Annotated in this window: 22 protein-coding genes and 1 pseudogene; 14 read left to right on the top strand and 9 right to left on the bottom strand. The window is 71.5% G+C overall.

Annotation, left to right across the window (positions count from 1 at the left end):
* The first annotated feature begins 21 nt into the window (after positions 1–21).
* The 5 genes from fusA to HTV45_RS03295 all read left to right on the top strand — a co-directional run bounded on the left by fusA (position 22) and on the right by HTV45_RS03295 (position 5582).
* Positions 22–2148 (top strand): elongation factor G, encoded by a 2127-nt coding sequence (fusA, locus tag HTV45_RS03275; protein WP_215204041.1) that lies wholly within the window; start codon positions 22–24, stop codon positions 2146–2148.
* Positions 2149–2317: 169 nt separating this feature from the next.
* Positions 2318–3511: an elongation factor Tu gene (gene tuf, locus HTV45_RS03280; RefSeq protein ID WP_215204042.1), complete on the top strand. Its 1194-nt coding sequence runs from the start codon at positions 2318–2320 to the stop codon at positions 3509–3511.
* Between the two features lie 417 nt (positions 3512–3928).
* The gene (locus HTV45_RS34955) at positions 3929–4195 is read left to right on the top strand and encodes a hypothetical protein (protein ID WP_308309075.1); all 267 of its coding nucleotides are present in this window, start codon (positions 3929–3931) and stop codon (positions 4193–4195) included.
* Positions 4196–4612: 417 nt separating this feature from the next.
* Positions 4613–4987 (top strand): VOC family protein, encoded by a 375-nt coding sequence (locus HTV45_RS03290; RefSeq protein ID WP_215204043.1) that lies wholly within the window; start codon positions 4613–4615, stop codon positions 4985–4987.
* Positions 4988–5042: 55 nt separating this feature from the next.
* Entirely contained in the window at positions 5043–5582 is a 540-nt protein-coding gene (locus HTV45_RS03295; RefSeq protein WP_215204044.1) for a GNAT family N-acetyltransferase, read from the top strand.
* A gap of 162 nt (positions 5583–5744) precedes the next feature.
* On the opposite strand, the pseudogene HTV45_RS03300 reads toward HTV45_RS03295, so the two are convergent.
* Positions 5745–6047 (bottom strand): annotated as a pseudogene (locus tag HTV45_RS03300) (LysR family transcriptional regulator); the annotation flags it as partial.
* Positions 6048–6096: 49 nt separating this feature from the next.
* Positions 6097–6750, bottom strand: coding sequence for a TetR/AcrR family transcriptional regulator (locus tag HTV45_RS03305; RefSeq protein ID WP_215204045.1), 654 nt, complete (start codon positions 6748–6750; stop codon positions 6097–6099).
* 130 nt (positions 6751–6880) lie between these two features.
* Between HTV45_RS03305 and HTV45_RS03310 the strand changes: the two genes are divergently transcribed.
* The 3 genes from HTV45_RS03310 to HTV45_RS03320 all read left to right on the top strand — a co-directional run bounded on the left by HTV45_RS03310 (position 6881) and on the right by HTV45_RS03320 (position 10245).
* Entirely contained in the window at positions 6881–7903 is a 1023-nt protein-coding gene (locus tag HTV45_RS03310; protein WP_215204046.1) for an aldo/keto reductase, read from the top strand.
* Between the two features lie 55 nt (positions 7904–7958).
* Complete coding sequence (locus HTV45_RS03315; RefSeq protein WP_251691040.1) at positions 7959–8801, top strand: LLM class flavin-dependent oxidoreductase; 843 nt, start codon at positions 7959–7961, stop codon at positions 8799–8801.
* A gap of 256 nt (positions 8802–9057) precedes the next feature.
* Positions 9058–10245, top strand: coding sequence for an endo-1,4-beta-xylanase (locus HTV45_RS03320; protein ID WP_215204048.1), 1188 nt, complete (start codon positions 9058–9060; stop codon positions 10243–10245).
* A 147-nt stretch (positions 10246–10392) separates the two neighbouring features.
* Here HTV45_RS03320 and HTV45_RS03325 read toward each other — a convergent pair whose 3' ends face one another.
* The 3 genes from HTV45_RS03325 to zapE form a co-directional block, all read right to left on the bottom strand.
* On the bottom strand, positions 10393–11856 hold the full coding sequence (locus HTV45_RS03325) for a SulP family inorganic anion transporter (RefSeq protein ID WP_215204049.1): 1464 nt from the start codon (positions 11854–11856) through the stop codon (positions 10393–10395).
* Positions 11853–12434, bottom strand: a complete 582-nt coding sequence (locus HTV45_RS03330; RefSeq protein WP_215204050.1) for a carbonic anhydrase — start codon at positions 12432–12434, stop codon at positions 11853–11855. The genes HTV45_RS03325 and HTV45_RS03330 overlap by 4 nt, the downstream gene beginning before the upstream one ends.
* Before the next feature lie 487 nt (positions 12435–12921).
* Positions 12922–14025 (bottom strand): cell division protein ZapE, encoded by a 1104-nt coding sequence (gene zapE / locus HTV45_RS03335; protein ID WP_215204051.1) that lies wholly within the window; start codon positions 14023–14025, stop codon positions 12922–12924.
* 37 nt (positions 14026–14062) lie between these two features.
* Here zapE and HTV45_RS03340 point away from each other — a divergent pair, with 37 nt between their 5' ends.
* The 4 genes from HTV45_RS03340 (at position 14063) to msrB (ending at position 17517) form a co-directional block, all read left to right on the top strand.
* Positions 14063–14860 carry a pyrimidine reductase family protein gene (locus HTV45_RS03340; RefSeq protein WP_215204052.1) on the top strand — a complete coding sequence of 266 codons (798 nt, stop codon included), beginning with the start codon at positions 14063–14065 and terminating at the stop codon, positions 14858–14860.
* A gap of 289 nt (positions 14861–15149) precedes the next feature.
* Positions 15150–15623 carry an indole-3-glycerol phosphate synthase gene (locus HTV45_RS03345; protein WP_215204053.1) on the top strand — a complete coding sequence of 158 codons (474 nt, stop codon included), beginning with the start codon at positions 15150–15152 and terminating at the stop codon, positions 15621–15623.
* An 80-nt stretch (positions 15624–15703) separates the two neighbouring features.
* Complete coding sequence (gene murC, locus HTV45_RS03350; protein WP_215204054.1) at positions 15704–17092, top strand: UDP-N-acetylmuramate--L-alanine ligase; 1389 nt, start codon at positions 15704–15706, stop codon at positions 17090–17092.
* 14 nt (positions 17093–17106) lie between these two features.
* A complete protein-coding gene (gene msrB, locus HTV45_RS03355) occupies positions 17107–17517 on the top strand; it encodes a peptide-methionine (R)-S-oxide reductase MsrB (protein WP_215204055.1) in 411 nt (136 codons plus the stop codon).
* Between the two features lie 24 nt (positions 17518–17541).
* Here msrB and HTV45_RS03360 read toward each other — a convergent pair whose 3' ends face one another.
* On the bottom strand, positions 17542–18891 hold the full coding sequence (locus HTV45_RS03360) for a hypothetical protein (RefSeq protein ID WP_215204112.1): 1350 nt from the start codon (positions 18889–18891) through the stop codon (positions 17542–17544).
* A 209-nt stretch (positions 18892–19100) separates the two neighbouring features.
* Between HTV45_RS03360 and HTV45_RS03365 the strand changes: the two genes are divergently transcribed.
* Together HTV45_RS03365 and HTV45_RS03370 are read left to right on the top strand one after the other, a co-directional pair.
* Positions 19101–20414 carry a molybdopterin-dependent oxidoreductase gene (locus HTV45_RS03365; protein WP_215204056.1) on the top strand — a complete coding sequence of 438 codons (1314 nt, stop codon included), beginning with the start codon at positions 19101–19103 and terminating at the stop codon, positions 20412–20414.
* A gap of 14 nt (positions 20415–20428) precedes the next feature.
* Positions 20429–20902, top strand: coding sequence for a hypothetical protein (locus tag HTV45_RS03370; protein WP_308309078.1), 474 nt, complete (start codon positions 20429–20431; stop codon positions 20900–20902).
* A gap of 172 nt (positions 20903–21074) precedes the next feature.
* On the opposite strand, the gene HTV45_RS34960 is transcribed toward HTV45_RS03370, so the two are convergent.
* From HTV45_RS34960 to HTV45_RS03385, 3 genes are read right to left on the bottom strand one after another with little or no spacing between them, the layout of a single operon-like run.
* Positions 21075–21761 carry a class I SAM-dependent methyltransferase gene (locus HTV45_RS34960; RefSeq protein WP_308309079.1) on the bottom strand — a complete coding sequence of 229 codons (687 nt, stop codon included), beginning with the start codon at positions 21759–21761 and terminating at the stop codon, positions 21075–21077.
* A 14-nt stretch (positions 21762–21775) separates the two neighbouring features.
* Positions 21776–22399, bottom strand: a complete 624-nt coding sequence (locus tag HTV45_RS03380) for a DUF2064 domain-containing protein (protein ID WP_308309080.1) — start codon at positions 22397–22399, stop codon at positions 21776–21778.
* On the bottom strand, positions 22396–23121 hold the full coding sequence (locus HTV45_RS03385) for a glycosyltransferase family 2 protein (protein WP_215204058.1): 726 nt from the start codon (positions 23119–23121) through the stop codon (positions 22396–22398). Before HTV45_RS03385 ends, HTV45_RS03380 begins: the two co-directional genes overlap by 4 nt.
* Positions 23122–23226 lie beyond the last annotated feature (105 nt).

Below are 23226 nucleotides of genomic sequence, written 5' to 3' on the forward strand. Positions count from 1 at the left end.
CCGAGAGAAGACTGAAGCCTTATGGCTACCACTTCACTTGACCTGGCCAAGGTCCGCAACATCGGGATCATGGCCCACATCGACGCGGGCAAGACGACCACCACCGAGCGGATCCTGTTCTACACCGGCGTGTCGTACAAGATCGGTGAGGTCCACGACGGCGCCGCCACGATGGACTGGATGGAGCAGGAGCAGGAGCGTGGCATCACGATCACGTCTGCTGCGACCACCTGTCACTGGCCGCTCGAGGACAACGACTACACGATCAACATCATCGACACCCCGGGCCACGTCGACTTCACCGTCGAGGTGGAGCGTTCCCTGCGTGTGCTCGACGGTGCCGTGACCGTGTTCGACGGTGTCGCCGGTGTCGAGCCGCAGTCCGAGACGGTGTGGCGTCAGGCCGACCGCTACGGCGTGCCCCGTATCTGCTTCGTCAACAAGCTGGACCGTACCGGCGCCGAGTTCCACCGCTGCGTGGAGATGATCTCGGACCGTCTGGGCGCCCAGCCGCTGGTCATGCAGCTCCCGATCGGTGCCGAGGCCGACTTCAAGGGCGTTGTCGACCTGGTGACGATGAAGGCCTTCGTGTGGTCCGCCGAGGCGGCCAAGGGCGAGATGTACGACATCGTCGACATCCCGGCCACGCACACCGAGGCCGCCGAGGAATGGCGCGGCAAGCTGCTCGAGGCTGTCGCCGAGAACGACGAAGAGATCATGGAGCTGTACCTGGAGGGCCAGGAGCCCACCACGGAGCAGCTGTACGCCGCGGTCCGTCGCATCACCATCGCCTCCGGCAAGTCCGAGGAGACCACCGTCACCCCGGTGTTCTGCGGCACCGCGTTCAAGAACAAGGGCGTTCAGCCCCTGCTCGACGCGGTCGTGCGCTACCTGCCGACCCCGCTCGACGTGGAGGCCATCGAGGGCCACGACGTCAAGGACCCCGAGGTCGTCGTCAAGCGCAAGCCGTCGGAGGACGAGCCGCTCGCCGCGCTCGCCTTCAAGATCATGAGCGACCCGCACCTCGGCAAGCTCACCTTCGTCCGGGTCTACTCGGGCCGCCTGCAGTCCGGCACCGCGGTGCTGAACTCCGTGAAGGGCAAGAAGGAGCGCATCGGCAAGATCTACCGCATGCACGCCAACAAGCGTGAGGAGATCGAGTCGGTGGGCGCCGGCGACATCGTCGCCGTCATGGGCCTGAAGCAGACCACCACCGGTGAGACGCTGTCCGACGACAAGAGCCCGGTCATCCTGGAGTCCATGGACTTCCCGGCGCCGGTCATCCAGGTCGCCATCGAGCCCAAGTCGAAGGGTGACCAGGAGAAGCTGGGCGTCGCGATCCAGCGCCTGGCCGAGGAGGACCCGTCCTTCCAGGTTCACTCGGACGAGGAGACGGGCCAGACCATCATCGGTGGTATGGGCGAGCTGCACCTCGAGGTGCTGGTCGACCGTATGCGCCGTGAGTTCAAGGTCGAGGCCAACGTCGGTAAGCCGCAGGTCGCCTACCGTGAGACGATTCGCAAGACCGTCGAGCGCGTGGACTACACCCACAAGAAGCAGACCGGTGGTACCGGTCAGTTCGCCAAGGTGCAGATCGCGATCGAGCCGATCGAGGGCGGCGACGCCTCCTACGAGTTCGTGAACAAGGTGACCGGTGGCCGCATCCCGAAGGAGTACATTCCTTCGGTGGACGCCGGTGCGCAGGAGGCCATGCAGTTCGGCATCCTGGCCGGCTACGAGATGACGGGCGTCCGCGTCACGCTCATCGACGGTGGCTACCACGAGGTCGACTCCTCCGAGCTCGCCTTCAAGATCGCCGGATCGCAGGCCTTCAAGGAGGCCGCGCGCAAGGCTTCGCCCGTGCTCCTGGAGCCGATGATGGCCGTCGAGGTCACCACGCCCGAGGACTACATGGGTGAGGTCATCGGCGACATCAACTCCCGCCGTGGCCAGATCCAGGCCATGGAGGAGCGGGCGGGTGCCCGCGTCGTGAAGGGCCTCGTGCCCCTCTCGGAGATGTTCGGCTACGTCGGCGACCTGCGCAGCAAGACGTCCGGCCGTGCCAGCTACTCCATGCAGTTCGACTCCTACGCCGAGGTTCCGCGGAACGTCGCCGAGGAGATCATCGCGAAGGCCAAGGGCGAGTAAGGGGCTCCGTTCAACGGACTCCGTATCCACGCTTTAGGCTTGACCCCGGAGCCTGCAAGCGGGCATTCCGCCGCCACCCTGGCGGAATGCCCCGGGCCCGGGTTTCCCAGCAAAGATCCCTGGCGCCGTTCAAGTAAGGCGTACAGAACCACTCCACAGGAGGACCCCAGTGGCGAAGGCGAAGTTCGAGCGGACTAAGCCGCACGTCAACATCGGCACCATCGGTCACATCGACCACGGTAAGACGACCCTCACGGCCGCCATTACCAAGGTGCTGCACGACGCGTACCCGGACCTGAACGAGGCCTCGGCCTTCGACCAGATCGACAAGGCTCCCGAAGAGCGCCAGCGCGGTATCACGATCTCGATCTCGCACGTCGAGTACCAGACCGAGCAGCGTCACTACGCCCACGTCGACTGCCCCGGTCACGCGGACTACATCAAGAACATGATCACGGGTGCGGCGCAGATGGACGGCGCCATCCTCGTGGTCGCCGCCACCGACGGCCCGATGCCGCAGACCAAGGAGCACGTGCTCCTGGCCCGCCAGGTCGGCGTTCCGTACATCGTCGTCGCCCTGAACAAGGCCGACATGGTGGACGACGAGGAGATCCTGGAGCTCGTCGAGCTCGAGGTCCGCGAGCTGCTCTCCGAGTACGAGTTCCCGGGCGACGACCTGCCGGTCGTCAAGGTCTCGGCGCTCAAGGCCCTCGAGGGCGACAAGGAGTGGGGCAACTCCGTCCTCGAGCTGATGAAGGCCGTGGACGAGAACATCCCGCAGCCCGAGCGTGACGTCGACAAGCCGTTCCTGATGCCGATCGAGGACGTCTTCACGATCACCGGTCGTGGCACCGTCGTCACCGGTCGTATCGAGCGCGGTATCCTCAAGGTCAACGAGACCGTTGACATCGTGGGTATCAAGCAGGAGAAGACCACCACCACGGTCACCGGCATCGAGATGTTCCGGAAGCTCCTCGACGAGGGCCAGGCCGGTGAGAACGTCGGTCTGCTCCTCCGTGGCATCAAGCGCGAGGACGTCGAGCGCGGCCAGGTCATCATCAAGCCGGGCTCGGTCACCCCGCACACCGAGTTCGAGGCCCAGGCCTACATCCTGTCGAAGGACGAGGGTGGCCGTCACACCCCCTTCTTCAACAACTACCGCCCGCAGTTCTACTTCCGTACGACGGACGTGACCGGCGTGGTGACCCTCCCCGAGGGCACCGAGATGGTCATGCCGGGTGACAACACCGAGATGAAGGTGGAGCTCATCCAGCCCGTCGCCATGGAGGAGGGCCTGAAGTTCGCCATCCGTGAGGGTGGCCGGACCGTGGGCGCCGGCCAGGTCACCAAGATCAACAAGTGAGCTTGCTGATCTGACCTGGTAGCTCCTGCTTGCGAGCACCTGAGAGGGCCCGTACGACTTCGGTCGTACGGGCCCTTTCGCTGCGCGGGCGTCAATTCCGCTGTCGATCGGTCACTCGATCGCGGGAATGGTGGGCCATATGCGTGCGGCACATGTCATTCCGTCCATAGCTTCGCCTCATGGTCAGCTCATCCCATGAGGCCCTGCACCGGATCTTCCAGCAGGAACCGGGCCTCTTCTCGCGCGTCGCCAGGAATCTGGGCGTCGCCTTCCCCCCACCCGTGTCCGCCTCGGAACTCTCCACCGACCTCACGGAGACCCGGCCGCTGGAGCGGCGGGTGGACACGCTGCTGCGCATGGACACTCATGGAACAAGGCCTGGGCACGACGCAGGCCGCGGATCTCTGGAGGCATCTCATGGCCGTCGACCTCTCCTTCTTCCAGTCACAGACCGCCCAGCAGCTCCGTGCCGAGGGCGAGGCGAAGGGTCAGGTGAAGGGCCGGGCTGAGGCTGTTCTGGTCCTTCTGGGGCACCGGGGTGTCGAGCTCGGCGAAGAGGACCGGGAGCGCATCGCCGGCTGTGGTGACCCCGAGGTCTTGGACGTGTGGCTGAAGAGGGCTCTCACGGCGAGGTCGGCGGCCGAGGTGTTCGCGCCGGCCGATGAGACGGGGACCGCGGACTGACGGACCTCTCCCTCTTCCCGTCGCAGACTGCGCTGCAGCTCAGGGCGGAGGGATACGCCACGTACCTGGCAGCCTCCTGCGTCCCGGTTTCCGATGAGGACCGGGAACGCATCGCAGGCTGCTGGGACATCGACACACTGAACGTCTGGTTCACCCGGGCCGTCACGGCGGCGTCGGCAGCCGAGGTCTTCGAGAGCAGGGCGGACTGAGTCCGGTCACCGGGCGGTGCGACGCCGGAGGCGTCGCCGTCGGGGCGGGTGCTCACAGGGACGGGTAGCCAGGTCATCGGGAGCAACAGGTGAGCGTGCTGACCTGACCCGGTAGCTCCTGCCTCCGGGCATGCCCGGTGTGGTGACGGGTAGGGCCCCTCCGTACGGGGGGTCGTGCCCCTGGTGGTGGAACGGAGGGTGGTCGGAAGTGATCCGAAAGCTGCAGGCCGTCGCGCTGGACTGTGCTGATCCGGTGCGGCTCGCCGAGTTCTATGCGGGACTGCTCGGCGGCCGGGTGGTCGCGGACCCGGAGGAGCCCCAGTGGGTCGAGGTGCACGGTTTTGAAGGGACTCCGCTGGCGTTTCAGCGTGCGGACGGCTACCGGCCGCCCGCATGGCCCGACCAGGAACGTCCGCAGCAGCTCCACCTGGACTTCGACGTCGACGACCTCGACGCGGAGGAGGAGCGGGCGCTCGCCCTCGGTGCGACCGTGCTGGAGCGGACGGACCAGATCCGCCCGGGGGCCAACTGGCGGGTCTACGCGGACCCGGCCGGCCATCCGTTCTGCCTCTGCGTCCACTGAGATCCGGGCCCCAAATGCTTTGCGGGGGGCCGGGCCGGTCGGATAGGAAGCTTGCATGCTGAGAGGCGACAAGGTCGGGCTGAGGGCCCGGCACGAGGACGATATTCCGGTCCTGCGGGCCGAGCTGTACGACGACGTGGTCAACGCCTCGCGGGCCGAGGGCGGTCCCTGGCGGCCGGTCACGCCCGGCTCGAAGGATCCGCGGCTCGTGGTGGACGACACGGAGCAGGGACACGTCCCGTTCTCCGTGGTGGAGCTGGCCGGCGGCACGCTGGTCGGCACCGCGACGCTGTGGGGCATCGACCATCACAACCGGTCCGCCCACATCGGGCTGGGGCTGTTGCCGGCCGCCCGAGGCAAGGGCTACGGCACCGACGTGGTCGCGGTCCTGTGCCACTACGGCTTCGTCGTACGGGGCCTGCACCGGCTGGGAATCGAGACCCTGTCGGACAACGCCGCGATGCTGCGCTCCGCCGAGCGCAATGGCTTCGTCCGCGAGGGCGTGCTGCGCTCCTCGGCCTGGGTGATGGGCGAGTTCATGGACGAGGTACTGCTCGGACTCCTGGCCCAGGACTGGAAGACGGACAGGCACTGATAACGGTGCAGGCCCCGGGCGCGCCGGACCGGCGTGCCCGAGGCCGTGCCGGCCCCCGCCGGGATGGTCAGGCGTGGATCAGGCGCGCTGCCACAGGGCCGGGACGTTCGACGACTGCCGGCCGGACTGGGCCCGGTGGCCCCGGAGACAGCGGTAGACGGGGCCGCCCAGCCGGAAACGGGCCGTCGCGCGGGAGGTCCGGGCGGACCGGGCCGCCTCCTGCTGGAGTTCGGTCGCCGCGGGCATCACGATCCGGCTGTGCTCCAGCACCAGCTCGCCCCGCGCGGTGGCCCGCACCCCGTGCCGGCCGCGCTCGAACAGAGCGCCGATCAAGGCGCGTTCGATCCGCATGAGCTGTGCGCTCAGCGCGGGCTGGGCGAGTCCCGGGTCGGTGGCCGCCCGGGTGAGGCTGCCCGCGTCCGCGATCGCCCGGATCGTCTTGAGATGCCGCAACTCCCACTCCAAGAGGGGGGCTTGCGGCGTGACCGGGGTGGGGCAAAAGGTTGGTACGGACCTACGTCCGGTCCTCTCGGCCCGGCCGGCGCAGGCCGTCGACGAGGATGCCGGCCAGCCGGCGTGCGTCGTAGTCGGGGTCGCTCTCCGCGCCGATGCAGAGGTTGCCGACTCCGCGCATGAGGGTGAGGGCGTCGATGTCGGCGCGGATCTCACCGGCGGTGACCGCGGCGTCGAGCAGCTCGGCGCAGACGGGCAGCAGGCGGTCGAGGAAGTAGTCGTGCAGGGCCCCGAAGCCGGCCTGGTCGGAGCGGAGGACGGCGGCGAGGCCGTGCTTGGTGACCAGGAAGTCGACGAAGAGGTCGATCCACTGCCGCAGGGCGGTGTGCGGGGTGGCGGCGGTGGCCAGCAGGGCCGGACCGGCCTCGGCGCAGGCCTCGACCTGGTGGCGGTACACGCCGATGATCAGGTCCGCCCGGGTCGGGAAGTGCCGGTAGAGGGTGCCGAGGCCGACGCCGGCCCGGGAGGCGATGTCGCGCACCGGGGCGTCCACGCCGGAGGTGACGAAGACCGCCGTGGCCGCATCGAGCAGCGTCTCCTTGTTGCGCCGGGCGTCCTTGCGCCGTGACGGGGCCGCGGGCCCGCCGTCCGCGTCGTTGCCCTGGTCGCTTCGGTTCACCGCGTCGTTCCTTCCGCCTCTCGCATGCTCCCGCATGCTCTCACGCACGCCCGAGCGCGACCGTGGTCGCCCGTGCTTGCCAAAACGGAACAGTGTTCCGTATCGTTCCAGGGGTACCGGAACGGTGTTCCGTTTCGGGTTCAGTCTGTCATGAGGAGATACGGACATGCAGTACCGCACCCTGGGCCGGACCGGCGTACAGGTCAGTGCTCTCGCGCTCGGCGCGATGAACTTCGGTGCGATCGGACGCACCACCCAGGACGAGGCCACGGCCCTCGTCGACACGGCCCTGGAGGCCGGGATCAACCTCATCGACACCGCCGACATGTACAGCGGCGGGGAGTCCGAGGAGATGGTCGGCAAGGCCATCGCCGGCCGCCGCGACGACATCGTGCTGGCCACGAAGGCGACCATGCCGATGGGGGAGGAGCGCAACCACAAGGGCGGCTCGCGCCGCTGGCTGGTCACCGCGCTGGACGACAGCCTGCGCCGCCTCGGCGTGGACCACGTGGACCTCTACCAGATGCACCGCTGGGACCCGACCACCGGCGACGAGGAGACCCTGTCGGCGCTGACCGATCTCCAGCGCGCGGGCAAGATCCGCTACTTCGGCTCCTCCACCTTCCCCGCCCACCGCATCGTGCAGGCCCAGTGGGCCGCCCGTGACCTGCGGCTCGGCCGGTACGTCACCGAGCAGCCCAGCTACTCGATCCTGCAGCGCGGTATCGAGGCCGACGTCCTGCCGGTGAGCGAGGAATACGGGCTCGGCGTGCTGGTGTGGAGTCCGCTGGCGTCGGGATGGCTGTCGGGCGCGGTCCGCAGGGGTCAGGACGTCACGACACACCGCTCGACGTTCATGCCGGACCGCTTCGACCTCGCGCAGTCCGCCAACAGGGCCCGGCTCGACGCCGTCGAGCGGCTGGCCGCGGTCGCGGACGAGGCCGGACTGACCATGATCCAGCTGGCCCTCGGCTTCGTCACCGCGCACCCCGGCGTGACCAGCGCACTCATCGGCCCCCGTACGACGGAACACCTCACGTCGCAGCTCGCCGCCGCCGACACCGTGCTCTCCGCCGATGTGCTCGACGCGATCGACGGCATCGTCGCTCCCGGTGTCGACCTGGCCGCGCACGAGAAGTTCGACACGCCGCCCGCGCTGCTCGACGCGTCACTGCGTCGTCGCCGCTGACCGTCCGGAGGCACGGCAGCCCATGTCACCCGCACTCCGACCCCGTTTCGGGATCATGACCGCCCCCGCCCAGGTGGGCTACGACGACGTCCTGCGCGTATGGCGCGAGGCCGACGCGATACCGGAGATCGAGCACGCCTGGCTGTTCGATCACCTCATGCCCATCTTCGGCGACCCGAACGGGCCGACGTTCGAGGGCTGGACGCTGCTCTCCGCCCTCGCGGCGCAGACACGGCGCCTGCGGCTCGGCGTGATGGTGACCAGCAACCGGTTCCGGCCGCCCGCGCTGCTCGCCAAGATCGCCACGACCGTCGACATCGTCTCCGGCGGGCGGCTCGACTTCGGCATCGGTGTCGGCTCCCGCCCCAGCCCGCCCGAGGCGTGGCGCGAGTACCCGGCGCACGGCCTGCCCTTCCATCCTCCGGCGCAGGCGGTGGAGAGCCTCGCCGAAGCCTGCACGGTGATCCGGCGGCTGTGGACGGAGAAGGAACCCTTCGACTTCCACGGCCGTCACCACCACCTCACCGGGGCGTTCGGCAGCCCCGGGCCCGTGCAGCGCCCGCACCCGCCGATCCTCATCGGCGGACGTTCCTCCGCCACGCTGCGGGTGGTGGCCGAGCACGCGGATCTGTGGAACGTCCCCGGCGGTGACATGGCCGACGTGGCGCGCCGCGGCGCCCTGCTGGACAGCTACTGCGAGGACATCGGCCGCGACCCCGCCTCCATCGTCCGCTCGATCCACCTGCCCGTCGACACCGGCCGGCCCGGCGCCACGCGGGAGGCGATCGGCGAAGCCCTCGATGCCGGATTCCGGCATGTCGTCCTCGGGCTGCCGGTGCCGTATCCCGACGGCATCGCGCGGTGGGTCACGGACGAACTGATCCGCCCGTCGCTCTGAAACATCGCGCGGGCCCCCGCTCGACCGCTCCGCCGCGCCGATCGCGATCGCCGATGCGGCCGCACCTGCGCTCATCCACTCACCCCCGGTCCCGCGCCGGGGGTGAGGCGTGCCGGTCGGGGACATCCCCTCAGAGACCCGTGCGCGCACGGGTATTGACGCGCCACTCCGCCGGCCCATAGCGTCCGCCCATCCCTAATGTTTCGAATGCTACTTCGAAACATTCGAGAACGACGATGGGAATGAGACTCCCCGCATGAGATCCATTCGTTTCGCCACCGTGGCCGTCGCCACCGCCGCCCTCGCCCTGCCGCTGATGGCGGGTTCCGCGGCCGCCGACCCGTCGGCCGGCCGGAAGGCCGCCCCGCACTCCCACGCCACGTTCGACCGGCTGCGTGAGGCCGCTCCCAGGGACTTCTTCGTGGGCACCGCCGTCGCGGGCGGCGGCCACCACCTGGAGCAGGACTACCCGGACCCCTTCACCCATGACAAGGAGTACCGGAAGGTCCTGGCGCGCCAGTTCAGCTCGGTCTCCGCCGAGAACCAGATGAAGTGGGAGTACATCCATCCCGAGCGCGACCGCTACGACTTCGGCCAGGCCGACGCCATCGCCCGGTTCGCCCAGCGCAACAAGCAGGTCGTGCGTGGCCACACCCTCCTGTGGCACAGCCAGAACCCGGCGTGGCTGGAGGAGGGCGACTTCTCCAGGACGGAGCTGCGCGCCATCCTGCGCGACCACATCACCACCGTCGTCGGCCGCTACGCCGGCCGGATCCAGCAGTGGGACGTCGCCAACGAGATCTTCGACGACCAGGGGAATCTGCGGACCCAGGACAACATCTGGATCCGTGAACTGGGACCGGGCATCATCGCCGACGCCTTCCGGTGGGCCCACAAGGCCGACCCCAGGGCGAAGCTCTTCTTCAACGACTACAACGTCGAGGGACTCAACGCGAAGAGCGACGCCTACTACACCCTCGTCCAGGACCTGCTCGAGCAGGGCGTGCCCGTCGACGGCTTCTCCGTACAGGGGCATCTCAGCACGCGCTACGGCTTCCCGGGCGATCTGAAGGACAACCTGCACCGCTTCGACGCGCTCGGCCTGGAGACGGCCGTCACCGAGCTGGACGTCCGCATGGACCTGCCGGAGAGCGGCGAGCCGACCGAGGAGCAGCAGAGGAAGCAGGCCGACTACTACCAGCGGACGCTCGAGGCGTGCCTGGCCGTCGACGGCTGCAACTCGTTCACCATCTGGGGGTTCACCGACAAGTACTCATGGGTGCCGGTGTTCTTCGAGGGCGAGGGCTTCGCGAACGTCATGACCGACGAGTACGAGCGCAAGCCCGCCTTCTACGCCCTGCGGGACACCCTGCGGGAGGCGGCGGCACGGGAGGACGACTGCAAGAAGCACCACAAGCACCACCACGGGCACCGGAAGGGCTGACACCGCCCGTCCCGCGGACACCCCCGGGGGGGGGGGGGGGGGGGGGGGGGGGCGGTAGCGGTTTCCGCCCCCGCCGCCCCTTTCCCGTCCCCGGGGCCCTGCCCCCGGACCCCCGTTCGCGCAGTTCCCCGCGCCCCTGGGGCGCCCTCAGGGGGTGAGTTTCACCGGGGGTGTCTCCGGGGTGCTGTGGCGTTCCGCCCAGTGCTCCAGGGCCGTGTGGCAGGCGTGGTCGAGGTGGTGGAGACCGGTGAGGTCCAGTTCCAGGGGGCGGTCCTGGGGGAGGGACTCCAGGGTGTCGAGGATCTTCGGCAGGCGAAGGAACGTGGCGTTGCCGGAGAGGTGCACCCGCAGGGGCCCGGCTCCCTTGTCCATGACCTCGAGTCTGACCTGCGAAGCCTCCCAGGCGGTCTTGGCCACCGACAGGGCCAGGCCGATCAGCACGCCCTCGAACATGTTCACCACGACGATCGAGACCGCCGTGACCACCAGGATCAGTGCCTCGCCGCGGTGCCCGCGCCACAGCGTGGCCAGGCCGCGCAGCGGGATCAGCTTCCAGCCGGCGTGGACCAGGATGCCCGCCAGCGCGGGCAGCGGGATCAGGGCGAGGGCGGACGGCAGCAGCGCGGCGAACAGCAGGAGCCAGACGCCGTGCAGCACCCGGGACGCCTTGGTCCTGGCGCCCGCCCGGACATTGGCCGAGCTGCGCACGATGACCGCCGTCATCGGCAGCGCGCCGAGGATGCCGCAGACCGTGTTGCCGGCACCCTGGGCCATCAGTTCCCGGTTGTACCGGGTGCGCGGACCGGTGTGCAGCCGGTCGACCGCGGCCGCGCTGAACAGGCTCTCGGCGGAGGCGATCAGGGTGAAGGCGACGACGGTGCCGAGGACACCGATGCCCGCCACCGAGCCGAAGGCGTCCGCGCCGGGCGGCTGGACGGCGTCGAACAGGCCCCGCACCTCGACCGTCGCGACGGGCACGCCGAACGCGAGGGTGACGGACGTCGCCAGCAGGACCGCCGTGAGGGCGCCCGGCACGGCCCCGGCCGGGCCCGGCACACGGTGCCAGAGCACCATCACCACCACGGTGCCCGTGCCGACCGCGAGCGAGGCGAGCGCCCCGGTGCTGCTCAGCGCGTCCACCGCGGCTCCGGGCAGCCCGAGGATCTTGCCGACGCCGGTCGCGGGCGCCTCCAGCCCGGCCGCCGCGTACAACTGACCCGCGATCAGGACCAGCCCGATTCCGGCCAGCATGCCCTCGATCACCGAGAGCGATATCGCGCGGAACCAGCGGCCGAGCCGGAGTGCTCCCATGACGAGCTGGAGCACTCCGGCCGCGAGCACGATCACGCCGAGCGCGGGCAGCCCGTAGGTGCCGACCGCCTCGTAGACCAGCACGGTCAGCCCGGCGGCCGGACCGGAGACCTGGAGACTGCTGCCCGGCAGCAGTCCGGTGACCAGACCGCCGACGATGCCGGTGACCAGGCCGAGTTCGGCCGGTACACCGGAGGCGACGGCGACGCCCACACACAGCGGGAGGGCGACGAGGAACACGACGAGCGAGGCGGTGACGTCCTGCCGGAGGTGGGGAAACCGCGGGACGGACCTGCTCACAGTGCCTCGAAGGCGTCGCTGCCGGCGCGGTGTTCGCGTACGGCGCCGGTGTGCACCTCGTAGTACCAGCCGCGCAGCCGGAGCCGGCCGGAGGCGAGCCGCTGCTGGACGCACGGGTAGGAGCGCAGGCGCAGCAGCTGGGCCAGGACGTGCTGCTGTACCGCCTCCGCGCAGGCCGGGTCCGCCGGATCGGCCGGTGCGGGAGCGCCGGCGGCGTGTGCCAGCCAGTCGCGCACGGCCGGTACGGCGTCGAGGTCGTCGCCCCGGACCAGGGCGCCGATGGCCCCGCAGTGGGAGTGGCCGCACACCACGACGTCGGTGACGCCCAGCACCTCCACGGCGTACTCGACGGTGGCCGCCTCGGCGGAGGGGTGCCCCGGTGCGTACGGCGGGACGATGTTGCCCGCGGTGCGCAGCTCGAAGAGCTCGCCGGGCCGGGCGCCCGTGATCAGGGCCGGGACGACCCGGGAGTCGGAGCAGGTGATGAAGAGGACGTCGGGGGACTGGCCCTCGGCTAGGCGGGCGAATTCCGCGGGGCGCCGTCCGAAGGTGCGGGCGTTGTCGATGAGGGGCTGCATCTTGCGATTCCTCCTGGCACGCGTGGAGGCGGAGGGGCGTTGCGTCAAGCCCCTCCGGCGTTCGAGGAGCGGGGTCCGGGGCGGAGCCCCGGGGTGGGGAAGGGAAAGGGCGGCGGGGGCGGGAAACGCTCGTGGCGCGCCCGGCCGGAATAACCCTGACCCGTGGCCCGTGATTCACCATCCGTATATGCGTCGGCGAAAGGCGCGAGGAGATACGGAAAGCGCGCCGAAGGTAAAGCGACGACAACGGCCCTGGGTGCGGCCACGCCCGCCCGACCTCGGAACATGCGTCCACGTCACAGCGGTTCACGCCTCTCCGGCACGCCAATGCTTGGTCAACGATTGGTCAAGAAGTACGTTAACCGAGCAAAGTCGCCCGCGGGGACAACTCGGTGCCGCGTGGCGGACGGCGCCTGAAAAGAAAGGGTGTGTTGGCGCGAACGCGCCCTTGATCAACGGCGATTCGATCGGAAGTCGCACATCCGTATTACGGAGTGTCGGCGAGCCGTTTCGCGTCGCGGGCCAGCGCGGTGAGCCGCGAGATCGCCCGGAAGTATTTCTTGCGGTAACCGCCGTTCAGCATGTCCTCGCTGAACAGCTGGTCGAACGGCAGTCCCGAGGCGAGTACGGGGACCTCGCGGTCGTAGAGCCGGTCCGCGAGGACGACGAGCCGGAGCGCCGTCGACTGGTCGGGAACCGGCCGCACCCCGGTGAGGCACACCGCGCTGAGCCCGTCGGTGAGGGCGCCGTAGCGGCTGGGGTGGACCTTCGCCAGGTGGTCCAGCAGGTCGGGGAAGGCGTCGAGCGAGGCACCCCCGGTGGCGTGCGCGGTCCGCGTCACCACTTCGTCGGAGTACGGCGCCGGCGCCTCGGGCAGGCCGCGGTGGCGGTAGTCCTCGCCGTCGATGCGCAGGGCCCGGAAGTGGGCCGACAGGCCCTGGATCTCGCGCAGGAAGTCGGCGGCCGCGAACCGGCCCTCACCGAGCTTGCCCGGCAGGGTGTTCGAGGTGGCGGCGAGTGCGACCCCCGCCTCGACGAGCTTGCCCAGCAGGCTGGAGACGAGCACCGTGTCGCCCGGGTCGTCCAGTTCGAACTCGTCGATGCAGAGCAGCCGGTGCCCGGAGAGGGTCGCGACCGTCTGCTGGAAGCCGAGCGCGCCGACCAGATGGGTCAGCTCCACGAAGGTGCCGAACGCCTTGAGCGAGGGCTCCGCCGGCGTGGCGTGCCACAGGGAGGCCAGCAGGTGGGTCTTGCCGACGCCGTAGCCGCCGTCCAGGTAGACACCGCGCGGGCCGGCCGGGGCCTTCTTCGGCGCCTTGCCGAAGCCGAACAGCCGGCGCCGGCCCGAGCCGCCGGCCGCCGCCCCGTCGAGGCCCGCGGCGAAGCCCTCCAGCACGCGGACGGCCTCGGTCTGGCTCGGCTGGTCCGGGTCGGGGAGGTAGGTGCCGAAGCGGACCGAGTCGAACCGCGGCGGCGGCACCATCTCGGCGACGAGCCGGTCCGCGGGGACACGCGGCTCGCGGGCGCACAGGGACAGCGGAGCCACGTCGGCTATCGGACCGGGACGGGAGGCGGGGGAGGAGGACGACACGGTCCACCATGCTACGTGCCGTGGAACACTGAACGGCATGCGACGCCTGTTCCCCGTGACCGACGTGACCGACGAAACAGCAGCTCCTGGCGGGGTGGACGGCCGTGAGTGGAGTCTGGCCGAGCTGGCCGCCGCGTACGCCTATCCCGCGCCGGGGCCGGGCGGCGGCCGGGAGCCGTGGCTGCGGGGCAACATGGTGTCCACCCTCGACGGCGCGGCCCAGCACGAGGGCCGCTCGCAGCCCATCTCCTGCCCGGCCGACATGCGGATCTTCGGCGTGCTGCGGGCCCTCGCGGACGTCGTGGTCGTCGGCGCGGAGACCGTACGGCAGGAGGGCTACCGGCCGGCACGCGCGCGGGACGGGTTCGCCGCGGACCGGGAAGCGGCCGGACAGGGTCCGGCGGCCGCGATCGCGGTGGTGACGGCGAGCCTGGACCTGGACTTCTCGCTGCCGCTGTTCACCTCCCCCCTGCTGCCGACGCTCATCCTGACCGGTGCCGGGGCCGCCCCGGACCGTGTCGCCGCCGCCGAGAAGGCGGGCGCCCGGGTGGTCGTCGCCGGGGAGGGGGCCGCGGTGGACCCCGCGCGGGCGGTACGGGCGCTCGCGGAGCTCGGACACACCCGGCTGCTGACCGAGGGCGGGCCGCGGCTGCTGGGCCAGGTGGCGGCGGCCGGAGTGCTGGACGAACTCTGTCTGACCGTCGCGCCGATGCTCACCGCGGGTGATGCTCAGCGCATCGCCGGGGGCCCCTCAGTGACACTTCCGCTGCGTTTCGCGCTGAAGTCGATGTTGGAAGAAGACGGATTCCTGTTCACGCGGTACCAGCGGGCGTGACCCGGCGTTCCCGGGGCGGGTGCCATCCGCCAGCCGGGAGAGACGTCACCCGGCGTCACCCGGCGTCCCGCGGCCGGCCGGAGGGACGGAACACGTCCGCCCGGCGACCACCGGTCCGGCGACCACCGGTCGGGCGGCCGGTGGAACCGGTCCGTCCGTCCGAAGCGGCGACAGGCGGGAGCGAATCCGGTCGTACCCGTGGGCACACGGGGCAGGATGGTTTCCGCGGGCCCGGCTCGGCCCACGGAGCGGAGAGGGCCCGCGTGCCCTCCTAGAGAAGGGGCGCCTGGTGTTCACAAGCGTACTGATGATCGAGAAGGCCCTGACGTCCGCCGACGTGGAGTTCGTCACCACCTTGCACGGCGAGGAGCCGGTCTCCTTCCACGTGCTGCTCCAGCCGCGCGGAGAACAGGCCGACCGGCTGCTGAGAGCCATCGACGACGTCGCGCTCGGCGAGATCGACGAGGCCGTCCGCGAGCACGAGACCCCCGAGGGCGAGGAGGCCAAGAGCGTGGGGGAGCGGGCCCTGGAGGTGTCGCTGCAGGCCCTGCGCACCACCGGCGACACGGCGGACGGCAGGCTCATCGAGGACCACCCGCTGGACGCGCTGAAGGCCATGGTGGAGGAGGTCGGGGCGGACGAGGTGATCGTGCTGACCGACCCGCACTACGTGGAGGAGTTCTTCCACCGCGACTGGGCCTCCCGGGCCCGCCACAAGGTCGGGGTGCCGGTGCTGAAACTCTTCTCCCACAGCAAGGCATAGGCTGGGGCGGCGCTCTCCCCGCTCCGGCGCGAGGGCGCGAAGACCGCCGTCCCGCTCGTCGCACCACTGGGAGAACACGCATGGCACCCGGCCTTCCCACCGCCATGGACCGACCGCACTTCATCGGCATCGGCGGCGCCGGGATGTCGGGCATCGCCAAGATCCTCGCGCAGCGCGGCGCCAAGGTCGCCGGCAGCGACGCCAAGGACTCCCCGACCGCCGACGCCCTGCGCGCGTACGGCGCCACCGTGCACATCGGCCACGCCGCCGGGCACCTGGCCGACGACGCGAGCTGTGTGGTCGTCTCCTCCGCGATCCGCGAGGACAACCCCGAACTGCTCCGCGCGGCCGAGCTGGGCATCCCGGTGGTGCACCGCTCCGACGCCCTCGCCGCCCTGATGCACGGCCTGCGGCCGATCGCGGTGGCCGGCACCCACGGCAAGACCACCACCACCTCCATGCTGGCCGTCTCCCTCACCGCACTGGGCCGGGAGCCGTCGTACGCGATCGGCGGCGACCTGGACGCCCCCGGCTCCAACGCGCTGCACGGCGAGGGCGAGATCTTCGTCGCCGAGGCGGACGAATCGGACCGCAGCTTCCACAAGTACGCGCCCGAGGTCGCGATCATCCTCAACGTGGAGCTGGACCACCACGCCAACTACGCCTCGATGGAGCAGATCCACGAGTCCTTCGAGACCTTCGTCGGCCGGATCGTGCCCGGCGGCACGCTGGTGATCTCCGCGGACCACGAGGGCGCCCGGGAGCTGACCCGCCGGCTGGACGGCTCGGTGCGGACCGTGACGTACGGCGAGGCGCAGGACGCCGACGTGCGGGTGCTGTCGGTCCAGGCGCAGGGGCTGAAGAGCGAGGTGACCGTCGAGCTGGACGGCGCCCGGCTGACCTTCACCGTGTCGGTCCCCGGCCGGCACTACGCGCACAACGCCGTGGCCGCGCTCGCCGCCGGAGCCGCGCTCGGCATCCCGGCCGCCGAGCTGGCCCCCGCGCTGGCCGCCTACACCGGGGTGAAGCGGCGCCTGCAGCTCAAGGGCGAGGCCGCGGGCGTGCAGGTCATCGACTCCTACGCGCACCACCCGACCGAGATGACCGCCGACCTGGAGGCCATGCGCGCCGCCGCCGGCGACGCCCGCATCCTCGTCGTCTTCCAGCCGCACCTGTTCTCCCGCACCCGGGAGCTGGGCAAGGAGATGGGCCGGTCCCTGTCGCTGGCCGACGCCTCGGTGGTGCTCGACATCTACCCGGCCCGTGAGGACCCGATCCCGGGCGTCACCAGCGAGCTGATCATCGAGGCGGCCCGCGCGGCCGGCGCGGAGGTGACGGCCGCCCACGACACGACGGAGATCCCCGAGGTGGTCGCGGGAATGGCGAAGGCCGGTGATCTCGTTCTCACCATGGGAGCGGGCGACGTCACCGACCTCGGCCCCCGCATCCTGGACCGTCTGTCGAAGTAAGGGGCTGATCTCTCATGCCGTACGACGTCGAGAAGCCGGACGAGCAGTGGCGCGCGGAACTGTCGCCGTCCGAGTACGCCGTGCTGCGCGAGGCGGCCACGGAACCCGCCTTCACCGGTGAGTACACCGACACCAAGGACGAGGGCGTCTACTCCTGCCGCGCCTGCGGCGCGGAGCTGTTCACCTCGGACACCAAGTTCGAGTCGCACTGCGGCTGGCCGTCCTTCTACGACCCGAGGGACACCGACGCCGTGGAGCTGATCGAGGACCGCTCGCACGGCATGGTGCGCACCGAGGTCCGCTGCGCCCGCTGCGGTTCCCACCTCGGGCACGTCTTCAAGGGCGAGGGCTATCCCACGCCCACGGACCAGCGGTACTGCATCAACAGCGTCTCGCTGAGGATGCGGCCCGCCACCCAGGGCTGATCCGTCCCGTCCCTGCTCCTCCCCTCACCAGCCGGTCAGCAGCAGGTGGTTGAGGAGCAGGGCGAGCACGGCCTGCCCGGCGAGCCAGCCGCGCGGGCCGGGCAGGAGCGCGCAGGCGGGCAGCAGCCAGAACGCGAACGGCAGCCAGATGCGCTCCGTCTCCGCCTTGCTCATCCCCGACAGATCGGCGACCAGCAGCGCCAGGAACGCGGAGAGGACGAGCAGGACCAGCCGGGGCGCGGCCCCGCGGGGGAGCAGGGACGCGGGAGGTGCGGCCCCGCGCGGCAGCAGGGCCCGGAACCCGGTCAGCGCCCCGCCGCACCGGCGCAGCCCCGCCACCGTCGCCGGGCCGACCACCAGCACCGTGCAGGCGAAATTCGCCCAGACCCAGTACCCGTACGGGCGTACCCCGCCCGCCCCCTGGTAGTAGCGGGTGACCAGCAGCCGGTACGCGTCCCACCAGTCGAATCCCAGGGCCGTGAACACGGCCGGCACGACGAGGAACCCGGCGGCCACGTACGGCAGGGGCCGCAGCCGCCGGGTGCCCAGCAGCAGCACCGCCGCGCCGATGACCGCGAACAGGGTGAGCCCGTACGACAGGTACATCGTCAGGCCGAACAGCAGTCCGGAACCGAAGCCGGTCCAGGCGGGACGGTGGCCCGTCACGGCGAGGGCGAGCAGGGCGACGGCCCAGGCGGTGACGGCTGTGAAGTAGCCGTCGGCGGAGGTCCCCACCCAGACCGCCCCCGGCGCCAGGACCAGGAACGGCGCGGCCCGGCGGGCGAGCGACTCGTCGGCGAGCCGGCGCACCGCGATCAGGATCGCGGCCACCGCGGTGGTGCCGGCGGTGATGACGAAGGCGCCCGCCCATCCGCCACCGCCCAGACCGATCCGGTCCAGCAGGACGAAGGTGAGGGTGGCGCCCGGCGGATGCCCGGCGACATGCGCGGGCCAGTTGTCCGGCGTGCCGATCAGGATGTGCGTGTCGAAGTCCCGCAGCGCGGCGGGGATGTCACCGAATCGGTCGATGACCCGCAGATACTCGTGCCGGGTGGTCAGCCGCTCCGCGACGCCCCGGGACCAGCCGTCCACCAGGGCGAGCGACCAGGTCCACGCCAGCGACGCCCCCCACGCCGCGCACAGCAGGGACCGCCAGGACAGCCGGGCGGCCAGCCTGGGGCCGTAGGCCACGACGAGGGCGGCGACGGCCAGTGCGGCCGGGGTGCCCGGGCCGGTGTGCGGCATCCAGTCGCCCACCAGTGGCGGCGCGGCCACCCGCAGCGTGCCGTACCGGTCCTGGATCCGGGCGCCGATCAGGACGGCCGCCAGGACCAGCAGCGCGGCCGCGGCGACAGCGGTCAGATCACGGACCAGCCCGCCGGAGGAGGGGGCGGGGGAGGCGGAGGCGGTGGGGGAGGGGGAGGTGGTGGAGGTGCTGGAGGTGGTGGTGCGGGGGAGATCGCGGTTCACGTCTTCACGCTAGGCCGCGGGAGCGGAGCCGAGCGGATGACAGGGTCGGACGTCAGCGTTTCGTCATCGTTCCCGGACCCGTTCAGGGGGTGGCGCGGATCTACGGTCGGCACATGGATCGGTCTCTCCTCCCCACCCGTCCCGCGCGCGGACCCTCCTCGCCGGACTTCTGGCGCAGCCCGCTGCGCGGCTCCCGGTTCACCTCGGTCCTCGGGGTGGTTCTCCTCGGCGGCATCACGATCCTCTTCGTGACGGGACTGCTGTCGTACGCCGCCTACAACCCGGACCTCTCGCCGGTCAACGACAAGACACCCGGCAAAGGGCTCCTCGGCTTCTACCTCTTCTCCTGGCCCACCGACCCTCCGTGGCTGTACCGGCTCACCCAGGGCGTCCACGTCACGCTCGGCCTGACACTCGTCCCGGTGCTGCTGGCCAAGCTGTGGTCGGTCGTGCCCCGGCTGTTCACCCTGCCGCCGGTCCGCTCGCTCACCCACGCCCTGGAGCGGATCTCACTGCTGCTCCTCGTCGGCGGGGCGCTCTTCCAGTTCGTCACGGGCATTCTCAACGTCCAGCTCGACTACGTCTTTCCGGGCTCGTTCTACCCGCTGCACTTCTACGGAGCGTGGGTGTTCTTCGGCGCGTTCCTCGCCCATACGGTGCTCAAGGCGCCGGTGGCGTTCCGTAATCTGCGCGAGATGCGGGAAGGGCGGGAAGGGCGGGAAGGGCGCGAGGAGCGGGAGGAGCGGGAGGAGCGGGAGGGGGGCGAGGAGCGGGCGGACGAACTGGCCGCCCCTCACCCCGACCCGCCGACCGTCTCGCGGCGCGGGGCGCTCGGTCTGGTCGGCGGCGGATCACTGCTCCTGTTCGCCGGCTCCGCCGGGCGCAGCTTCGACGGACCGCTGCGCGAGACCGCCTTCCTCACCCCGCACGGCGGCCCCGAGCCCGGCAGCGGACCGGCGGGCTTCCAGGTCAACAAGACGGCCGCGTACGCCGGGATCAGGGCGGAGGAGACGACGGAGGAGGCCTGGCGGCTGACCGTCACCGGGCGGCTGGGCACCGTACGGCTGGCCAGGGCGGACCTGCTCGGCATGCCGCAGCACACCGCCGAGCTGCCCATCGCCTGCGTGGAGGGCTGGTCCACCTCCGACCAGTCGTGGCGGGGCGTACGGCTGCGGGACCTCGCGGCGCTCGTCGGGCATGACGAGCCGGCGGACGTGTTCGTGGAGTCGCTGCAACGGCGCGGCGCCTTCCGGCGCGGGGCGCTGCGGGACAACCAGGTGGGCGACCCGCGTTCGCTCCTCGCCCTGTTCGTCAACGGCGAGGAGCTGACCCCCGATCACGGCCATCCGGCCCGGATCATCGTCCCCGCGGCGCCCGGTGTGCTCAACACCAAGTGGGTCGCGCGGCTGACCTTCGGTGAGCTGTGAGGAGGCCCGGCCGGGTGCCGGCGCGCCGCGGGATTCCCCGTCCCGCGCCCGGCAGCCCGTTCCGGCTGGTGGTGCTGGTCTGTTCGTTCGTCCTCTGCGGGTATGCGGGGGTGCGGCTGCTCGACGGCGACTGGCTGCTGGTCGCGCTGTGGTTCGTGGGGGTCGCGGTGATCCACGACCTGGTACTGGTGCCCCTGTACGGGGCGGCCGACCGGGCGCTGGTGAAGGGCGCCGGCCGGCGGCGGGAGTGGATCAACCATGTGCGGGTGCCGGTCGTGCTGTCCGGGCTGTTGCTGCTCGTGTGGTTTCCGCTGATCACGGGGCGGGTGGCGGAACGCTATGAGGGGGTGACGGGGCAGTCGGCGGAGGGTTACGCGGGGCGCTGGCTGATCGTCACCGGTGTGCTGTTCGGGGGGTCGGCGGTGGTGTTCGGGGTGCGGGTGTGGTGGAGGCGGGTGGGGGTGAGGCTGCCGGCTGACCGGCGGTGAGGGTGCCGGTGGGGGGGTGCCGGGACGGGGGTGTTCTCGCCCCCGCCGCCCCTCCTCTCCCCTTCCCCTCCCCTTCCCGTCCCTGGGGCCGGCCCCGGACCTGCGGGTGGGTCGGGGGCCGGACGGGGGCCGAGGGGCTCGCTCCGTTCCGGGCCCGGTACTTCTACGCCGGCTAGGTCGGGCGTAGTGCCGCGAAGGTGCGTCCGTTCGTTGACCACTCCTCATCCGTCCGCCAGTGGGCGGTCCTGGCGTGGTGGAGGAGTGCGGGGGTGCCGACGCGGGCCCAGGGGAAGGCGGGGCCGGGAGGGCCGTGCAGGTCGGTGACCTGGACCAGGGCGCGTTCGTCGACGTCCGGGCCGGGAACCGTCTCGGCGATCAGCAGGCCCCCCGGCGCCAGGAGCAGGGCGAGCCGGTGGAGCAGGGCGACCGGGTCGCCGCCGATGCCGACGTTGCCGTCCATGAGCAGGGCGGTGCCCCAGCGGCCGGAGCCGGGCAGCGGGTCGAATACGGAGCGGAGCAGCGCCTGCCCGCCACGCCCGACGGTGTGCGCGACCGCTGCCTCGCTGACGTCGATCCCGAGGGCCCGGTGCCCCCGGTCGCCGAGGGCCGCGACCATCCGCCCCGGCCCGCAGCCCACGTCCAGCACCGGGCCCTCGCAGCGCCGCAGGACGTCCAGGTCGGTCGCGTCGGCCTCCTCGCACCAGCGTTCCACGTCCAGGGGCAGCAGCCATCCGTCGGCGCGGCGCAGGAACAGCGGCCCCCGGCCGGTGTGCAGGGCGTCGGCGTAGGGGTCGGCGGACCAGGCGGGGTCGGAACCGGCGGTCGCCCGCTGCCGTCCTACGGGCGTGGTCGTGGACACCGCCCGGATGCCGCTCACCGGTGGGCCGCCGTCAGCGTGGCCAGGTGTGCGGCGAAGCGTCCGCCGGGGGCCGTGGCGGCGACCGCGGCGGCGTCGTACGCCGTGTCCACGTCCCGCAGCCGCGGAAGGTCCCGTACCCGCAGCCGGGCGAGCCGCCGCCGTTGCGCGGCGCCGGTGTCCGGGGTCGACATGGGTACCCCGCGCAACAGTCCCGGGTCGGGTTCGGCCAGGCCCAGCGCCCAGAAGCCGCCGTCCTCGGCGGGGCCGAAGTACGCGTCGCAGCCGGCGAAGTCCACGGTGAGCAGCTCCGGCGTCACCTGGGGCGTGTCCATGCCGATCAGCAGGGCCGGTCCGTCGCACCCGGCGAACGCCGCGGCCAGCCGCTCGTCGAGACCGCCCGCGCACTGCGGTACGACCTCGACTCCGGGTGGCAGCCACGGTCCCGGCGTTCCGTCCAGCACCAGGACCCGGCGCCGCGCGGGGGTGCGCGCCACCGCGTCCAGCGTGTCCGCGAGCGCCGCCTCGGCGAGCGCCGCCGCCTCCCCGGGGGTGAACGGCGGGGTCAGCCGGGTCTTGACCCGGCCCGGACGGGGCTCCTTCGCGATGACGAGCAGTGTCACGGGAGGCGTCGGGGTCACGATGCCACCTCCGCTGGTGCCTTCGGCTCCTGGAGCACCCGGCTCATGTCCCGTACCGCCTGCCAGGTGCCGCGCCAGGTGCCGGTCACCTTCGAGGCACCGGTGCGCGGCGCGTACGGGACGTCGTGCTCGGTGATCCGCCAGCCGGCGTCGGCGGCGCGCACCACCATCTGGAGCGGATAGCCGCTGCGCCGGTCGGTCAGCTCCAGGGCCAGCAGTTCCACGCGCCGGGCCGCCCGCAGCGGGCCGAGGTCGCGCAGCCGCAGTCCGGTACGGCGGCGCAGCAGCCGGGACAGGGCGAGATTGCCGGTCCGGGCGTGGAGGGGCCAGGCGTCGCGTGTCTGCGGGCGGCGCCGGCCCAGCACCAGGTCGGCCGCCCCGGTCCGGATCTCGTGGACGAACGGAACGAGCTCCGCCGGATCCAGCGAGGCGTCGCAGTCGCAGAAGCAGACGATGTCGGCCGTGGCGGCGGTCAGTCCGGCGTGGCAGGCGGCGCCGAACCCGCGCCGCTCCTCGTGGACGACGGTCGCGCCGAGCTCGCGGGCGATCCGGTCCGAGTCGTCCGTGGAACCGTTGTCCACGACCAGGGCGCGCCAGCCGGGCGGGACGCGGTCCAGTACCCAGGGCAGTGCGGCGGCCTCGTCGAGACAGGGCAGGACGACGTCCACGGACGCCGGGACCGGTGGGCCGGGAGGGGAGGGGGAGAGGGTCACGGCTCTCACCCTACGAACGCACAGCGGACATACCGGGCATCGACTCCTTACGGAACACGGACGTCGGCGGCCGGACCGCGCCGCTCGCGCGCGCGGAGGTGCGAGGCTGGCCGC

The sequence above is a fragment of the Streptomyces sp. CHD11 genome (genome assembly GCF_018638295.1).
Classification (GTDB): domain Bacteria; phylum Actinomycetota; class Actinomycetes; order Streptomycetales; family Streptomycetaceae; genus Streptomyces.

Bases quoted from the DNA above. Each gene is read 5' to 3' on its own strand.
- HTV45_RS03310 (WP_215204046.1), top strand. From the start codon at position 6,881: ATGCAGTACCGCACCCTGGGCCGGACCGGCGTACAGGTCAGTGCTCTC.
- msrB (WP_215204055.1), top strand. From the start codon at position 17,107: ATGCCGTACGACGTCGAGAAGCCGGACGAGCAGTGGCGCGCGGAACTG.
- HTV45_RS03365 (WP_215204056.1), top strand. From the start codon at position 19,101: ATGGATCGGTCTCTCCTCCCCACCCGTCCCGCGCGCGGACCCTCCTCG.
- HTV45_RS03320 (WP_215204048.1), top strand. From the start codon at position 9,058: ATGAGATCCATTCGTTTCGCCACCGTGGCCGTCGCCACCGCCGCCCTC.
- HTV45_RS34955 (WP_308309075.1), top strand. From the start codon at position 3,929: ATGGCCGTCGACCTCTCCTTCTTCCAGTCACAGACCGCCCAGCAGCTC.
- fusA (WP_215204041.1), top strand. From the start codon at position 22: ATGGCTACCACTTCACTTGACCTGGCCAAGGTCCGCAACATCGGGATC.
- HTV45_RS03340 (WP_215204052.1), top strand. From the start codon at position 14,063: ATGCGACGCCTGTTCCCCGTGACCGACGTGACCGACGAAACAGCAGCT.
- HTV45_RS03315 (WP_251691040.1), top strand. From the start codon at position 7,959: ATGACCGCCCCCGCCCAGGTGGGCTACGACGACGTCCTGCGCGTATGG.
- HTV45_RS03305 (WP_215204045.1), bottom strand. From the start codon at position 6,750: ATGCGGGAGCATGCGAGAGGCGGAAGGAACGACGCGGTGAACCGAAGC.
- murC (WP_215204054.1), top strand. From the start codon at position 15,704: ATGGCACCCGGCCTTCCCACCGCCATGGACCGACCGCACTTCATCGGC.
- HTV45_RS03295 (WP_215204044.1), top strand. From the start codon at position 5,043: ATGCTGAGAGGCGACAAGGTCGGGCTGAGGGCCCGGCACGAGGACGAT.
- HTV45_RS03330 (WP_215204050.1), bottom strand. From the start codon at position 12,434: ATGCAGCCCCTCATCGACAACGCCCGCACCTTCGGACGGCGCCCCGCG.